The organism is Mesorhizobium hawassense (genome assembly GCF_003289945.1).
Classification (GTDB): domain Bacteria; phylum Pseudomonadota; class Alphaproteobacteria; order Rhizobiales; family Rhizobiaceae; genus Mesorhizobium; species Mesorhizobium hawassense.
Genome location: NZ_QMBP01000023.1, coordinates 31,470 through 47,933 on the forward strand (window position 1 = coordinate 31,470; position 16,464 = coordinate 47,933).

The following is a 16,464-nucleotide window of genomic DNA, read 5'->3' on the forward strand; positions in this document are numbered from 1 at the left end:
TCAGCCTCGGCTTCTCGCAAAGAAATCCGGATAATCTTCCATCGCCGCGGCAATGATGCGCAGCGAGGCGGCGATCTGCAGCATTTCGAGCCGGTCGCTGCGCTCGGCGATGCTCGCCGCATATTGCCTGGCCACCGCGATGGTCGCGGTCTGCGGCTCGCCCGGTCGCCGGAACAGCAATTCGCGCGCCAGGCCGCGCAGGAAATTGCCGATCGACTCGACCGTTTCGTGCGGGATGGCGGAGTTCAGTTGGGCGTGGCGCAGCCGCAGCACCTCCAGCCCGACGGTGACGGCGGAGATGCTGCCGCCGAGGATGGGATCGCCCTTGCGGCCGGTCTGCTGCACCTGCGGCATCAACTGGTTGATGCGGTCATAGGCGAGGCTTTCGAAGGCCGAGCGCCGGGGAATGCGCTCATGCAGGCAAAGCCGCGCCAGGTCCTCGCGCATCGCCTGCGAGAGGCGCTCCACCGTGACCCACGGGTTGGCAGGCAGCACGACGATGAAGACGCCGATGGCAATCAGGATGCCGACCAGGATCGAGGCCGATCCGGCGAAGAACGGTCCGGGATCGTAGATCATCTGCTGGTGCGGGCTGAGGAAGGCGAGGAAGTTGATGGCGAAAGCGGTGGCGACGCCGACATGGCGCGGATTGGCCATGCCGAGCGCAGCCGGCATCAGTATCGGCACCACGAAGAGCGTGAACCAGCCGAAGCCGGGCAGCGCCGGCAGCGCGACCTGGCCGACGAGGAATGCAAAGGGCAGCGCGATCAGCGTGCCGGTGAAGAAGCCCCAGGCGGACTGCACGGGATCGGGGCGCGCCGCGAACAGGCTGGAGACGACGGCGACGAGGATGACGGTGCCGGCCGCCTCCGACCATTTGGTCGTCAGCCAGAAGATCGCCACCAGCAACGTTGCGAGCGCTGCGCGTACGGCATTGCGCCATGCGGCCTGGTAATCGCGGTGGACGACCAGCGCCGGCTGGCCCCGCTCGCGCGATTTGCGGGAAACGGGCGAGCAAAGCGCGTCCAGTCCGCGCATCACTTGCTTCAGCGCCTCGGCGAAATCGCCGGCAATGGTCAGGCGCGTGATGGTGCCGACCTTGTCTTCACCGGTAGCGTTGGGGCCGCCATCTTTGGGCAGGTCGGGTATTTCCTTGGCCTTGCCCGCGATCGCGTCGAGCCGGGCGACCCAAGGGCTGGTGTCATCGAGCGCGCCAGGTGTCGCCGCCAACTCGCCGACCAAATTTTTCAGGTCCCGGCGCATCGGGATCAGCGCCGCATTTTTCGGTGCGCGATGGCTGTGCAGCGCGCGCGCCGCCGAGAGCGCCCACAGAAGCTGGCCGATCGTGCGCCGCACCGGATGAGCGCGGGTGGCGAAGCTCGGCGCCTCCAGTCGCGCATAGGTGCGCATTTCGGCGAGCGTCTGGGCGTCGATGATCAGCTTGCGCTGAAGCGCGGCAAGGCTTGCCGGCTCGCCGCCGGAGAAAGCGCCTGACGCATATTCGGCGAGGTCGAGAATGCTGCGCTTCAGCCTCGAAATGATGGCGTCGGCCGCGAGCTTCGGCAGGATCAGCCGGCTGGTGACGCCGGCGCAGACGATGCCGAGCACGATCTCGGCGCAACGCGCGACCGCAAGGTCGACCACGACATTCGAGTGTCCGAGGGCCGGCAGGCTGATGATCATTGCAGTATAGCCGGCAAGAGCGGCGCCATAGGCTTCGGGGTTGCGCAGCAATGACGAGACCAGCGTGCAGACGCCAATCCACAGCGCCAGCACCGTGACCAGGAGCCAGGGATTGACGCCGAACAGGGATGTAATGCCGATCGCGGCCAGGCCGCCGGCCAGCGTGCCGAGCAACCGGTAGAAGCCTTTCGCCAGCACCATGCCGGCCACCGGCTGGGCGACGATGAACACCGTCATCATCGCCCATTGCGGACGGTCGAGTTTCAGCGCGTAGGCGGCAAGCAGCGCGATCAGTCCGGCCGAAACCGTGCGCAGAGCGAAGATCCAGTCCGACCGGGTCGGCTGCGTCAGCCCGCTGAGCGGCGTCTCGACAAGCTCTTTCAGACGCGTCCAGGTCACACTCGTCTCCGTGCAGGAGTCTTTATGGACCAGTCCGCGATCAGATATCCAGCACGTCCGTTTCGGCGAATTCGGCGCGTTCCTGGATGAAGCGGAAGCGCGCCTCGGGCTTGGTGCCCATCAGCTCATCGACCCTGTCCTTGGTCGCTGAATCGGCTTCGTTCACGTCGACCCTGAGAAGCGTGCGCTTCCTCGGATCCATCGTGGTTTCCTTGAGCTGCGAAGCCATCATCTCGCCCAGGCCCTTGAAGCGGCCGATCTCGACCTTGGCGCGTCCGGTGAACTCGGTGCGCAGCAGCTCGTCCTTATGCTCGTCGTCGCGGGCGTAGCCGACCTTGCCGCCCTGCCGGATCGAATAGAGCGGCGGCACGGCCATGTAGAGATGGCCGCCACGGATCAGGTTCGGCATCTCCTGGTAGAAGAAGGTGATCAAGAGCGAGGCAATATGCGCGCCGTCGACGTCGGCGTCGGTCATGATGATCACGCGGTCGTAGCGCAGGTCTTCGTCGCGGTATTTCGAGCGGGTGCCGCAGCCGAGCGCCTGGACGAGGTCGGAGATCTGCTGGTTGGCGGCAAGCTTGTCGTTGCCGGCGCTGGCGACGTTGAGGATCTTGCCGCGCAGCGGCAGCACCGCCTGGCTGGCGCGGTCGCGTGCCTGCTTGGCCGAGCCGCCGGCCGAGTCACCCTCCACGATGAAGATCTCGGCTCCAGCGGCGGCATTCTGCGTGCAGTCGGCGAGCTTGCCCGGAAGACGCAGCTTGCGCACCGCGCTCTTGCGCGAGACTTCCTTTTCCTGGCGGCGGCGCACGCGCTCGTCGGCGCGCGCGATGACCCATTCCAGAAGCTTCGAGGCCTCCTGCGGATTGTCGGCCAGCCAATGGTCGAACGGGTCGCGCAAAGCGTTTTCGACGATGCGCATCGCCTCGATGGTCGCCAGCCTGTCCTTGGTCTGGCCGACGAATTCCGGCTCGCGGATGAACACCGACAGCATGCCGGCGGCCGAGATCATCACGTCCTCGGTGGTGATGACCGAGGCGCGTTTGTTGCCGATCAGGTCGGCATAGCTGCGCAGGCCCCGCGTCAGCACGTTGCGGAAGCCGGCCTCATGGGTGCCACCTTCGGCCGTCGGGATGGTGTTGCAGTAGGAGTTGAGGAAACCGTCGCCGCCGAACCAGGTCACCGCCCATTCGAGCGAACCGTGGCCGCCCTGCTTGTCGCTCTTTCCGGCGAAGACCTCGCGCGTGACCTGGAACTCGTCGCCCAGCGTCGCCTTGAGATAGTCTTTCAGGCCGCCGGGAAAATGGAACTCCGCCTTGGCAGGCGTCTGGTCCTTCTCCTTGATCAGCGACGGATCGCAGGTCCAGCGGATCTGGACGCCGCCGAACAGATAGGCCTTCGAACGCGTCATGCGATAGAGCCGGGCCGGCTCGAAGGCGGCACCCTTGCCGAAGATCTGCTCATCGGGATGGAAGCGGGTCCTGGTGCCGCGGCGGTTGTGCACCTCGCCGAGATGCTCGAGGCCGCTGACCGGGATGCCGCGCGAAAAACGCTGGCGGTAGAGCTGGCGGCCGCGCGCGACTTCGACCTCGAGGTGGTCTGACAGCGCGTTGACGACGGAGACGCCGACGCCGTGCAGGCCGCCGGAGGTCTCGTAGACCTTGGAGTCGAACTTGCCGCCCGAATGCAGCGTCGTCATGATGACTTCGAGCGCAGGTTTCTTGAATTTCGGATGCGGATCGACCGGGATGCCACGGCCATTGTCGGTGACGGTCAGGAAGCCGTCGGCGGAGAGTTCGACATCGATGAAGGTGGCATGGCCGGCGACCGCCTCGTCCATCGAATTGTCGATGACCTCGGCGAACAGGTGATGCATCGCCTTGTCGTCTGTGCCGCCGATATACATGCCTGGCCGGCGGCGCACCGGCTCCAGCCCCTCCAGCACTTCGATATCCGCAGCACTGTAACCTTCGCTGCCATCGCGGACAGCGGTCGAACGCTTCGCAGCCTGCACGAGCGGATCGGCGGGACGCGACGGCGCGCGCACCGGCTGTGCCGGTTTTTCCATCTTGCCGAAGAGGTCGTTGCTGTCGTCCATGCTGGGCCTAGCGTCCGATAATGCGAATCAGTTCTCGATACTGCCACGCTTTTGGCGGGCGAACGAGTTCCTGTTCCGTTCAGGGATCAAACTGTCTCTTATTCCAAAACCATTCGATAACCAAGCCGGCCGAAATAGGGCGGCCGGCGCGGCCCGGTGTTCCTTATTCTTTAACATTAATGCCTAGCGTGAGGCCCAACTAACAAAAGACCACGGGCGTCAGGGGTTTCGTTGTGAGGGGCAGGGCCATAACCATGATCGGTATCGCAGCCGTTTTCGGCGCGATCTCGATCTTTGCGGCGGACTTCTGGGTCAAGAGCCAGGCAAAGGCCCAGCCCGAGGTCAAGGTCGTCACGGTCGAAGCTCCGCAGCAGCCCAAGGTCGAGTTCAAGACCATCGTGGTGGCTCAAGCGCCGCTGCGTTACGGCATGGAGCTCGGACGGCCGCAACTGGCCGAGATTCCGTGGCCGCAGGATTCTCTGCCGCAAGGCGCGTTTCCGACGATCGACAAGCTGCTTGCCGATGGCAGCCGGGTCGTGCTGTCGCCGATCGAGGTCAACGAGCCGGTGCTGCTGACCAAGCTGTCGGGGCCGAACGGTCGCGCCACCCTTTCCAACATGCTGTCGCCTGGAATGCGGGCCGTCACCATCCGCACCGACGAGATCGCCGGCGTCGGCGGCTTCATCACGCCGGGAGACCGGGTCGACGTCGTGCTGACGCGCGACGCGGGAGACATCCAGGAGGTGTCCAAGAATGCCCAGGGCGCGGCCGGCTCGACGGTCACGTCCGAGATCGTCGTATCGGACGCCAAGGTGCTTTCGGTCGGACAGGGCGCCGACGAGCGCAAGACAGAGCCGCAGGTCGCCAATTCCGTGACCCTCGAGGTGACCAACGAGGGGGCGCAGAAAGTGGCGCTTGCCCGCACCGTCGGCACCTTGTCGCTGTCCTTGCGCTCCGCAGCCGATGCCTCCGCGAGCAAAAGCGGGCTGACGACCATCTCATCCTTCGGCGGGTCAGTCGCCGCGAACGCGCAGGCCAGCGCCGCCTCGCTCGTCAACGCGGTGACGAAGGAGTCTGACGGACCGAAATTCAAGACGGTGATCGTGACGCGCGGCGAGAAGGTCGAGGAATACAAGGTTCCTTCACGGGAAACGCCGCAGGAACTGCAGCAATAGCCGGTGGGGACCGGCGGGGACAGGGCAAGATGTTTGGGTTTGATGCATTTCGGACGACCGGAGGGTGGCGCCTTCTCGGCGCGATCGCGCTGGCGGTGGCAATGCTCGGCGTCACCGCGCCGGCGAGGGCCGACAACGACGTCGTCTACGTCTCGGCGAACAAGAACGCCTCGATAAAGGTCGCCAAGGGCAAGCCGAAGACGATCATGACGAGCGCTCCCTTCTACCAGATCGTCATCGGCGATCCGGAGATCGCCAACGTCAATCCGCTGACCGACAAGTCCTTCTACGTGCTCGGCAACAATCTGGGCACCACCGGCATCGCCCTGTTCGACCAGAACAAGCAGCTCGTCGGCACCATCGACATCGAGGTGACGCTGGACACCGACCAGTTGGCAAGCACCATCCGCGCCAGCGTGCCCGACGCCAAGATCAAGGTCGGTTCGGCAAACGGCCGCGTCGTGCTGTCGGGCGAGGCCGACGACGCGGTTGCCGCCGACAAGGCCAGCAAGATCGCGTCGCGCTTTTCCGGCAACGAGGAAGTCATCAATTCGGTCAACATCTCGTCGTCGCAGCAGGTGCAGCTCAACGTCCGCTTCGTCGAGATCAACCGCCAGGCCGGCCAGGACCTCGGCGCCAAATACTCCGCCAATTTTGCCTATGGCATCGGCAACCGCAAAGTCGTGCTGAACCCGGACGGGGGGGACGTGACGGGGGCCGGAACCGGCGAGATCATCGGCAGCCTGCTGTCGAACGGTGTTTCAATCGACATCGCCATCAAGGCGCTGGAGGAACGCGGCCTGGCGCGGCGGCTGGCGGAGCCGAACCTGATTGCGCGCTCGGGCCAGACGGCGAGCTTCCTCGCCGGAGGCGAGTTCCCGATCCCGGTGTCCGAAGACAATGGCAAGATCAGCGTCACCTACAAGAAGTACGGCGTCGGCCTGGATTTCACGCCCACGGTGCTGAAGGACGGGCTGGTCAGCCTCGACATCGCGCCCGAAGTGTCCTCGATCGACCCGTCCGCGTCCATCCAGGTCAGCAGCGGCATTTCCATCCCGGCCTTCATTGTGCGCCGCGCCAGGACATCGATCGACCTCAAGAACGGCCAAAGCTTCATGATCGCTGGTCTTCTGCAGTCGCAGAACGACATCACGACGTCGCGGGTGCCGGGGATAGGCAAGCTGCCGGTGCTCGGCCCGCTGTTCTCCTCGAAATCCTATCAGCGGCGCGAGACCGATCTGGTGATCATCGTCACGCCCTACCTGGTCAAGCCGGTCGATCCGTCGAAGAGGATGGTGGAACCGACCGACGGCACACAGCCGCCGAGTCCGGCCGACTATTTCCTCAACAACACCGAGGAAGCGGACGCCTCGGCGCCGAAGCGTCCGGTGGCGCTGGCTGACGGCAGCGCCGCCCGCCCGGTGGCCGCCACCATATCCGGCCACTTCCTCGACCTGCCAAAGGACTAAGGCCATGCGTACCTCCCTTTGCATCGCTCTGCTCCTGGCCGGTTTCGTCAGCGGCTGCACCAGTGACGACTATGTACGCACCGAAGGCGTGACGCTGGCGGCCGGCAACGCGCAGGCGTCCAACACCGCCATGCAGATGGTCGACCCGTGGAAGTACGGCGTCCAGAACACCCGGCTGCTGGTGCCGGCCCAGCGCCCTGGTCCGGAGAGCGCCGCCGTCGGTGCGAAGGCCGGCTCCGGGTCGGCATCGACGACATCGTCGTCGACGACGACGAATTGATGGGCTGACGACGATGGCATCTGGCACCAAGACCAAGAAGATCCTGCTTGTTTCGACGGACAGGGCGTTCCTGCAGGACACGCGGACGGCTTTCGCCGCCTCCGAGATCATCGAGCTTCTGACGCTGGAAAAGAGTGTCAACGAGCTGCGCGGCGAGGTCCTCGAGGCGGATTTCGGCACCGTCATCGTCGACATGGATGCGGCGAAGCTCGAAGAGATCGAATCGCTGCAGCGCGTCATGCGACGGCTGGAAGGCAGCGTTCCGGTGGTCGTCGTCACCCAGGAATTCAACGCGGCGGCGGTGCGCATCCTGGTGCAGCTCAAGGTCGCCGATTTCCTGGTCAAGCCGATCACAACGGCCGACCTCGTGCGTTCCGTCATCCGCGCGCTGCAAGGGCCGGGGCGGGAAGAGAACACCGAATCCCACATCTATACGTTCATGCCGGCCGCCGGTGGCGTCGGCACCACGACTCTCGCCTTGCAGACGGCCTTCCAGCTGCATCACTCGGTGACGCGTGGCGCCTCGACCTGCGTGGTCGACCTCAATTTCCAGCAGGGCGCCTGCGCCGAATATCTCGACCTCGAACCGCGCTTCGACATCACGGAAATCGAGAACCAGCCCGAGCGCCTCGACCGGCAGCTGCTCGACGTGATGTTGTCCAAGCATGCGAGCGGGCTTTGCGTGCTTGCCGCGCCGACGCGCCCTTCGGACATGCGCTCGTTCAAGACCGATGTCGTTGTGCGTATGCTCGACCTCGTGGCGGCCTATTTCGACAATGTCGTCATCGACATGCCGCGTACCTGGTTCCCTTGGACCGAGACGGTGCTGCTCGGTTCCAACAAACTCTACATCGTCGCCGAGATGACGGTGCCCTGCCTGCGCCACACGCAGCGGCTCATCCAGGCCGTCTACGAGACCGCCGGCAAGGAAGTGAAGCCCAACGTCATCGTCAATCGCTTCGAGCAGAAGATGTTCGACAACGGCATCAAGCAGGCCGACGTCCAGGACATACTCGGCGAGCATTTCGTCGGCGGCATTTCCAACAACTACCGGCTGGTGCGCGAGGCCGTCGATCGCGGCGTGCCGCTGCACGCCATCGACCCCAACGCCAATGTCGTCAACGACCTGAAGAAGATCATCCTGCCGGAGGAGGCCGTCCAGACGACGGTCAAGTCGAAATCGCTGTTCGGCCTGGGTAGGGGCTTACTGAAGAGGAAGGCAGGATGAACAGCCGCTTTTCCAACCTGCAGAGCCGCGACGTTCGTCCGCAACGGGCGCCGGAGCCCCCGCCCGTCGTCCATAATGCGGTGGTTATCCCGACGACCCGCAAGCCGGCGCCGCCAAAGCCTGAGGCCCAGCCTGCAAAAAGCGCCAACAAGGTGCTCGATGCGCGTGTGCGTATCCATCGCATGCTGCTCGAAGAGATCAACCTCGTGGCGCTCGAGCGGTTGCCCCGGGACGAAATGCGCCGGCAAGTTTATGAATTCGTCTCGGAAAAGACGCGCGAGGAGCGGATGGCGATCAATATCGCCGAGCTCGACTCGCTGGTCGACGACATCGTCGACGAGATGGTAGGCCTCGGACCGCTGGAGCCGCTGCTCAAGGATCCCGAGATCAACGATATCCTGATCAATGGCCACCAGAACTGCTTCGTCGAAAAGCGCGGCAAGCTGCAGCAGGTTCACATCCCATTCAAGGATGAGGCGCATCTGCTTCGAATCATTAATAAAATCGTCGCGGCGGTCGGCCGGCGCGTCGATGAATCGCAGCCGATGGTCGACGCTCGCATGCTCGATGGCTCGCGCTTCAACGCGGCGATCCGTCCGGTCGGCGTCGACGGGCCGCTGGTCTCGATCCGCAAATTCTCCAAGAACAAGCTCGGCCTGCACAAGCTGGTCGAATTCGGCGCCATCACCCAGAACATGGCCGAGGTGCTGGCGGCGGCTGTGCATGCCCGCAAGACCACGATCATCTCGGGCGGTACCGGCACCGGCAAGACGACGATGCTCAACGCATTGTCGGCCTTCATCCCGGAAGACGAGCGCCTGATCACCATCGAGGATGCGGCCGAGCTGCAGTTGCAGCAGCCGCACGTCGCGCGCATGGAAACGCGTCCGGCCAATATCGAGGGCCACGGCGAACTGAAGCAGCGCGACCTGGTCAAGAACGCGCTGCGCATGCGTCCTGACCGCGTCATCCTCGGCGAGTGCCGCGGCGAGGAGGCTTTCGACATGCTGCAGGCGATGAACACCGGCCATGAAGGCTCGATGGCGACCATCCATGCCAACACGCCGCGCGACGCCATCTCGCGCCTGGAACAGATGCTCGGCATGACCGGCATGCCGATGACGGTGCAGTCGATCCGCAGCCAGATTTCCAGCGCCATCGACATCATCGTCCAGCTGACGCGCCTCTCCGACGGCAAGCGCAAGGTGACCAGCGTCGCCGAGGTGACCGGCATGGAAGGCGACGTGATCCAGATGCAGGAGATATTCCGCTTCGTGCGCACCGGCATGGAGGCGGACGGCAGGATCCTCGGCCACTTCGAGGCTACCGGCATCCGGCCGCGCTTTCTCGAGGATTTGCGCAATATGGGCATCGAATTCCCGGGCAAGTATTTCGAGCCCGGCCGGCCGCAGGACTAGGCCGGTGTTCGAGGGATTCAGCCCGGTCTATGTCGTCTACGCGGCGGCGGCGCTCACCGGCATCATGATCGCCGAGGGCTGCTACCTGCTCTATGCCGGGCGGAGCGACAAGCGCACCGCAATCAACCGCCGCATGAAGCTGGCGGAGAACAAGATCAGCCAGGAACAGGTGCTGATCCAACTGCGCAAGGAGCGCGGGATCGACGGCACCAGCTCGATCTTTTCGCTCGACCGCTTCCGCGCCCTGCGCACGCAGTCCGGTATGACCACGCCGCTGCCGAAATTCCTGACGATCACCTCGGGCGTGGCCATGGCATTGGCGCTCCTGGCGATCTGGAAGGGCTTGCCGCTGTTGTTCGGCCTTGGGCTGTTCGTCGTGTTGTTGCCGGTGCTGCCCGTGATGGTCATGCGCTTCTGGCGCAAGCGCCGGCACAAGCGGTTCGGGATGCAATTGCCCGAGGCGCTGGAACTGATCACGCGCGGCCTGAAGGCCGGCCATCCGGTGCCGGTGGCGATTGCCATGGTGTCGCGCGAAATGGCCGATCCGATCGGGACCGAGTTCGGCGTCGTCGCCGACGAGGTGACCTATGGCTCCGACCTGGTCTCGGCGCTGAACAATCTGTTCGACCGGGTGGGGCATGAGGACCTGCCGCTGTTCGTCACGGCGGTGTCGATCCAAAGCAGTTCGGGCGGCAATCTGCGCGAGATCCTCGACGGCCTGTCATCGACGATCCGCGATCGCGGCAAGCTGCGCCGCAAGGTGCGCGCCATCTCGACGGAAGGGCGCATGTCGGCCTACATCCTGACCGCGGTGCCGGTGCTTCTGTTCACCGCCATCATGGTGCTTATGCCGCAGTTCTACCAGGATGTCTGGGACGTGCCGAAGACCTGGTACATGCTGAGCGGCTCCATCATCTGGCTGCTGCTCGGCAACGCCATCATGTTCAAGATGTCGAACTTCAGGTTCTGAGATGGAAGACGTCATCCGCTTCCTCGCCTCGCTTGCCCCGACCTCACTGATGCCGGTTGCCGTGCTGCTGCTTGTGCTGGGCGGCGGCGCCGTCGCCTGGCCGCTGGTGCTCGCCAAGGGCGACCGCAGCGAGGTCAAGCGCCGGCTGAAGGTCGAGGTGATGCAGCCCGTCGAACAGGCCGAGGCCGCGCCCAAGAAAAACACCAATGCCGTGCGCGAGAAGGCGGTGAAACGGGCGCAGGAATTCTACGCCAAGAGCGACCCGGAAAATGTCGCGCGATTGCGCCTCAAGCTAATCCAGGCCGGCTACATGGAGCCGCGCGCGGTCGGCATGTTCTTCCTGATCCGTTTCGCCGCCCTGGTCGGCGCGGCGCTCGGCGCATTCCTGATCAACCATTGGGCGGCGAGTGCCGAGTCGACCATGACCAGCCGCTGGACCTTCATCATCTTGTCGGGCGCTGGCGGCTATTTCCTGCCGGGCCTGGTGCTGACGCAGAAGGTGCGGGAAAAGATGCGGGAATACCGCAACGGCTTTCCCGACTTCATGGACCTGATGATCGTCTGCTCCGATGCCGGCATGAGCATGGAGGCCGGCATCGAGCGCGTTTCCAAGGAGCTTTCCCGCACCTATCCCTCGCTCAGCCAGAACCTGATCCTGGTGTCGCTGGAGTTGCGGGCCGGCCGTAGCCTCGACGATGCGCTGAAAGCACTCGCCGACCGCCTCAGCCTCGATGAGGTGCGTTCCTTCGCGACGTTGCTGCAGCAGTCCAAGGAACTCGGCACCAGCTTGTCGGGCTCGCTGCGCGTCTTCTCCGACGAAATGCGGCACAAGCGCATGTCGCTGGCCGAGGAGAAAGCGCACGCCTTGCCGGCCAAAATGTCGGTTCCGGTGACGGTGTGCATCCTGCCAGTGGTGCTGATGATCGCCATTATCCCGATCATCGTGAAGCTGACCGCCCACCACTAATCCAAGCGTCAGCGCTGGTTAACGCATCCTTGGTGGGCAACCAAAATTTAGCTGCATTTCGGCACCGAAGCTTAATCGCTCTTCTGTATGGTCTTTCCCTGAAGAACGACCCGGCAAATCGGGCGATGGGGCAGGGGCATGCGTCAGAGACTTTCCAAGGCAGCGGCGGCATTCGCGGCCGTCTTGATGATTACCGGCTGCACGACGAACAACAACGTCGACACGACCAAGACCACGGCGATCCAGCCGGTGGCCAAGGATATCAGCGCCAACGATCTCGTCGAAGGCAAGGCGCAGTTTCGCGAAGCGAATTTCGGCCTCGCCGAACAGCATTTCCGCAAGGCGGTCGAGCTCAAATCCGACAATGCCGAAGCCTGGATGGGACTTGCCGCATCCTATGACGAACTCGGCCGTTTCGATTTCGCCGATCGCGCCTATGCGCAGCTGTTGAAAGTCGCCGGGCGCAAGCCGCAGATCGTCAACAATATGGGTTACTCGCAGCTTCTGCGCGGCAACAAGAAAAAGGCGCGCGCGCTGCTGCTCGAGGCCAGGGCCGGCATGGCCGACCCGACGGTGGTGAACGCCAATCTGGCGCTGCTCGACAAGGGCTGATCCTTCCGCAAGTTCGCGTATCCCGTGTGTCGTGATGGGATTTCGCCTCATATGTCGACGCTTTGTAAACCCTGTGATGACGTAGCGGTGGGACTTATCGGAAAACGGTTTGCGCTTGCCCGTGGCAACCTACAAGAGAGGCGACCAGACTCCTCCTAGAGGCAGTTCTTACGATGTTGGATTTCAGCTCGCTCCTGCTCGCGGCGGCGCTGTCGGGCACTTGCCTCAGCATCACCATGTTCGCCATCTGGCTCACCACGCCCAGGGCGCGCTTCGTCCTCACCGTTGCCTGCGGCATCCTCGTGCTGGTTGCCCATGTCGTCGCGTTCTGGCGCTACACCAAGGATGCCGATCCCTGGCTTTGCCAGGCCGTGCTGGCGCTGCTAACCCTGGGTTTCCTGGTGATCTGCCTGTCGGCCATGCAGTATCTCGGTTTTCGCCACTATCGCCGCGCCATCGTGCCGACGCTGGCCGCGATGGCCGCCTGCGCGATGGTCACTCATCTCGGTTTCGACGGCATCGGCTTCCAGATCACTTACGCTTCCGTGACGGTGCTGCTCGCGGCGATCGGAACGATGTTCTGGATGAAAGGCGATCACGATCGCCGCATCCTGCTGGTCGTTTCGTTCCTCAGCGGAGCCTGCGGCGTGTCCTTCGCGCTGTGCTGCCTTGTGCTGGTCGTCAAAGGGCAATGGGTGCTGGGCGCCGCGCCCGACAATTGGGCGGAGCGGCTGAACTCCGTCGTCGCGGTCGCCTGCATGACCGGCCTCGGCGCGCTGACGCTTTCGCTGCACCATCTGCAGGCGCAGATCGAGCTCAAGGCGGAGACGATGACCGATCCGCTGACCGGTCTGATGAACCGCAGGGCGCTCAACGAGCTCTACGGCGATCGCAGCTTCGGTCCGTTCACGGCGATCGTCATGTTCGATCTCGACCATTTCAAAACGACCAACGACGTCTTCGGCCATCCCGTCGGCGACCAAGTCCTTTGCCGCTTCGCGGCGGTGATCAAGAAATACGGCAAGGCAGGCGTCGACGCCTTCCGGCTCGGCGGCGAAGAATTCGCGCTCGTCATGACGCGCATCACGCCCGAGAAAGCGCATGACCTGGCAAGCCGGCTCGGCGTCGCTTTCGGCACGGAGATCGTGCCGACCCATCGCGGCCCGCTGCGCAGCAGCGTCAGCGGCGGCATGGGGTTCGGCTCGGCCGCGGGCCGCCCTTTGAGCGAGGTGCTGGCACAGGCCGACGCTGCGCTTTATGCGGCCAAGCGTGCGGGGCGCAACCGCGTCATCGCTGAGGCCGAAGCGGGCCAGCCCGATACCGGGCCGGTCCTGAAGACTGCCTGAAACGCCGGCGCGGCTATTCGGCGGCGCCGAGATATTCCGACAGCGGCGGGCACGAGCAGACCAGGTTGCGGTCGCCGGCGACATTGTCGATGCGCGACACCGGCGGCCAATATTTCGCCGCCAGATCGGCGTCGCCCGCCGGACAGGCCGCCTCCAGCCGCGAATAGGGATGGGTCCACGCGCCCGCCAGCGCTTCCGCCGCGGTGTGGGGGGCGTTGACCAGCGGGTTGTCGTCGGACGGCCATTCGCCCTTCGCCACTTTCGCCGCCTCGCCGGCGATGGCGATCATCGCCTCGCAGAAACGGTCGAGCTCGCGCTTGGGCTCGGACTCGGTCGGCTCGACCATCAGGGTGCCGGCGACCGGGAACGACATGGTCGGCGCGTGGAAGCCATAGTCGATCAGGCGTTTGGCGATGTCGTCGACGCTGATGCCGGCGCTCTCCTTGAGCACGCGGGTGTCGAGGATGCATTCATGCGCGATGCGGTCGCTGCGGCCCTTGTAGAGCAGCGGGAAATGCGGCGCGAGCCGCGTCGCCACATAATTGGCCGAGACGATCGCGGTCTCGGTCGCCTGCTTCAGGCCGGAGCCGCCCATCATGCGGATATACATCCACGTGATCGGCAGGATGGAGGCGCTGCCGAACGGTGCTGCCGCAACGGCATGCGCCGAGCCTTCGGTGACATGGCCCGGCAGATAGGGTTTCAGATGCGCCCGGACGCCGATCGGACCTACGCCCGGGCCGCCGCCGCCATGCGGGATGCAGAAGGTCTTGTGCAGGTTCATGTGGCAGACGTCGGCGCCGATATCGCCGGGGCGGGCGAGGCCGACCAGCGCGTTGAGGTTGGCGCCGTCGAAATAGACCTGGCCGCCGTGCTCGTGGATCAGCGCGCAGAGATGGCGCGCGCCTTCCTCATAGACGCCATGAGTCGAGGGATAGGTGAACATCAACGCCGCGAGGTTCTTGGAATGCTCGTTGGCCTTCGCGCGCAGATCGTCCATGTCGATGTTGCCGTCGTCCAGGCAGCGCACGACGACGACGCTCATGCCTGCCATCGCGGCACTCGCCGGATTGGTGCCGTGCGCCGAAGACGGGATCAGGCAGATCGTGCGGTGGCCCTGGCCGCGCGCGCGGTGATAGGCGCGGATGGCGAGCAGGCCGGCATATTCGCCCTGGCTGCCGGCATTGGGCTGGAGGCTGACGGCGTCGAAGCCGGTGATCTCCGACAGCCAGGTCTCCAGTTCAGCGGCCATCTTGCGATAGCCCTGCGAATGGCCGGCCGGCGCGAAGGGGTGCAGATTGGCGACGCTCGGCCAACTCACCGGCATCATCTCGGCGGCGGCATTGAGCTTCATGGTGCAGGAGCCAAGCGGGATCATGGTGCGGTCGAGCGCCAAGTCCTTGTCGGCCAGCCGGCGCAGGAAGCGCATCATCTCGGTCTCGGAGTGGTTCTCGTGGAAGACCGGCTGCGTCAGGAATTCCTTGCCGCGCGGCTTGCCGGGCAGGGAACTGGCTTGCGTCCCTGGCTTGGCGCCGAAGAGGCCGGCGATCGCCTCGAGATCGGCTTCCGTAGACGTCTCGTCGAAGGCAATGCTGACATGATCGGCGTCGATGACGCGCAGCAGCCGCCCGGTCTTTTCGGCGGCCTGTGCGATCGAGACGGCCTTGCCCTTCACTTCGGCCGTGACCGTATCGAATCGGTTCGCTCCGAGCACGGCAACGCCCGCGGCCTTGAGGCCGGAGGCGAGTCGGTCGGCCAGCCCATGGATCTGGCCGGCAATCGCCTGCAGGCCGGCAGGGCCGTGCCAGATCGCATAGGCCGTCGCCATATTGGCCAGCAGCGCCTGCGCCGTGCAGATGTTGGAAGTGGCCTTGTCGCGGCGGATATGCTGCTCGCGCGTCTGCAGCGCCAGCCGGTAGCCGGCGCGGCCCTTGGTGTCCGTGGACTGGCCGACGAGGCGGCCTGGCATCAGACGGGTCAGTTTGTCGGAAACGGCGCAATAGGCGGCGTGCGGGCCACCAAAACCCATCGGCACACCGAAGCGCTGCATCGGGCCGACGGCAATGTCGGCGCCAAGCGAGGCCGGCGCATCGGTCAAGGTGAGCGCCAGCGGATCGGCGATGAAGACGACCAGCGCGCCCACGGCGCGGGCTTTTTCGATCGCTGCCTTGTGATCGCCATAGACGCCGAAAGTGTCCGGCCAGGAGACGAGCAGGGCGGCCGTGTCGTCGTCGATCGTCTCGCCGTCGACCTCGATGCCGAGCGGTTCGGCGCGGGTGCGAACGACATCCAGCGACTGCGGGTGCGGCGTGCCGGCAAGCGCCACCTTGGTGCGCTTGTCGCGGTGGTGGCGCAGCGCAATGCCGACGGCTTCGGCGACGGCGGTCGCTTCGTCGAGCAGCGAGGCCGACGCCACCGGCAGGCCCGTGAGCTCGGCGACCAAAGTTTGGAAGTTGAACAGCATTTCCAGCCGGCCCTGGCTGATCTCGGCCTGGTAGGGCGTGTAGGCCGTGTACCAGGCCGGATTCTCGAACAGGTTGCGCTGGATGACCGGCGGCACGAAGACGCCATGATAGCCGGCGCCGATGAAGCTCTTCAGCACCGTGTTCTTCGCCATGATCGCCGACAGTTCGGCCAGCGCTTCCGCTTCGCTCGCCGGAGCGGGCAGGTCGAGTGGCTGGTCGAGGCGGATCGATCTAGGCACGGCCTGGCTGATCAGCGTTTCGACGGATGGCACGCCGATAGTTGCGAGCATTGCCCTGACGTCGCTGACGCCGGGACCGATATGGCGGGCCGAAAAGGGAGTGAGTGCTGCGGTCATT

12 protein-coding genes are annotated in these 16,464 nt (G+C 64.7%); 9 read left to right on the plus strand and 3 right to left on the minus strand.

Annotated elements, in window-relative coordinates:
- Both DPM33_RS31240 and parE read right to left on the minus strand, forming a co-directional pair.
- Nucleotides 1-2,082, minus strand: a complete 2,082-nt coding sequence (locus DPM33_RS31240; protein ID WP_112101217.1) for an FUSC family protein — start codon at nucleotides 2,080-2,082, stop codon at nucleotides 1-3.
- A gap of 40 nt (nucleotides 2,083-2,122) precedes the next feature.
- On the minus strand, nucleotides 2,123-4,177 hold the full coding sequence (parE, locus tag DPM33_RS31245; RefSeq protein ID WP_112101218.1) for a DNA topoisomerase IV subunit B: 2,055 nt from the start codon (nucleotides 4,175-4,177) through the stop codon (nucleotides 2,123-2,125).
- 254 nt (nucleotides 4,178-4,431) lie between these two features.
- Between parE and cpaB the strand changes: the two genes are divergently transcribed.
- From cpaB to DPM33_RS31290, 9 genes are all read left to right on the plus strand, one after another.
- Entirely contained in the window at nucleotides 4,432-5,352 is a 921-nt protein-coding gene (gene cpaB / locus DPM33_RS31250) for a Flp pilus assembly protein CpaB (protein ID WP_112101219.1), read from the plus strand.
- A gap of 29 nt (nucleotides 5,353-5,381) precedes the next feature.
- Nucleotides 5,382-6,821 (plus strand): type II and III secretion system protein family protein, encoded by a 1,440-nt coding sequence (locus DPM33_RS31255; RefSeq protein WP_112101220.1) that lies wholly within the window; start codon nucleotides 5,382-5,384, stop codon nucleotides 6,819-6,821.
- A 4-nt stretch (nucleotides 6,822-6,825) separates the two neighbouring features.
- Entirely contained in the window at nucleotides 6,826-7,101 is a 276-nt protein-coding gene (locus DPM33_RS31260; protein WP_112101221.1) for a hypothetical protein, read from the plus strand.
- A 13-nt stretch (nucleotides 7,102-7,114) separates the two neighbouring features.
- Nucleotides 7,115-8,329 carry a CpaE/TadZ family protein gene (locus tag DPM33_RS31265; protein ID WP_112101222.1) on the plus strand — a complete coding sequence of 405 codons (1,215 nt, stop codon included), beginning with the start codon at nucleotides 7,115-7,117 and terminating at the stop codon, nucleotides 8,327-8,329.
- Nucleotides 8,326-9,747, plus strand: a complete 1,422-nt coding sequence (locus DPM33_RS31270; protein ID WP_112101223.1) for a TadA family conjugal transfer-associated ATPase — start codon at nucleotides 8,326-8,328, stop codon at nucleotides 9,745-9,747. Before DPM33_RS31265 ends, DPM33_RS31270 begins: the two co-directional genes overlap by 4 nt.
- 4 nt (nucleotides 9,748-9,751) lie before the next feature.
- Complete coding sequence (locus tag DPM33_RS31275) at nucleotides 9,752-10,717, plus strand: type II secretion system F family protein (RefSeq protein WP_112101224.1); 966 nt, start codon at nucleotides 9,752-9,754, stop codon at nucleotides 10,715-10,717.
- A 1-nt stretch (nucleotide 10,718) separates the two neighbouring features.
- Nucleotides 10,719-11,684, plus strand: a complete 966-nt coding sequence (locus DPM33_RS31280; protein ID WP_112101225.1) for a type II secretion system F family protein — start codon at nucleotides 10,719-10,721, stop codon at nucleotides 11,682-11,684.
- A 138-nt stretch (nucleotides 11,685-11,822) separates the two neighbouring features.
- Nucleotides 11,823-12,296 carry a tetratricopeptide repeat protein gene (locus tag DPM33_RS31285; RefSeq protein WP_112101226.1) on the plus strand — a complete coding sequence of 158 codons (474 nt, stop codon included), beginning with the start codon at nucleotides 11,823-11,825 and terminating at the stop codon, nucleotides 12,294-12,296.
- Between the two features lie 173 nt (nucleotides 12,297-12,469).
- Nucleotides 12,470-13,642: a GGDEF domain-containing protein gene (locus tag DPM33_RS31290; protein ID WP_112101227.1), complete on the plus strand. Its 1,173-nt coding sequence runs from the start codon at nucleotides 12,470-12,472 to the stop codon at nucleotides 13,640-13,642.
- A gap of 13 nt (nucleotides 13,643-13,655) precedes the next feature.
- Here the strand turns inward: DPM33_RS31290 and gcvP are convergent, their stop codons facing one another.
- Nucleotides 13,656-16,463, minus strand: coding sequence for an aminomethyl-transferring glycine dehydrogenase (gcvP, locus tag DPM33_RS31295; RefSeq protein WP_112101228.1), 2,808 nt, complete (start codon nucleotides 16,461-16,463; stop codon nucleotides 13,656-13,658).
- Nucleotide 16,464 lies beyond the last annotated feature (1 nt).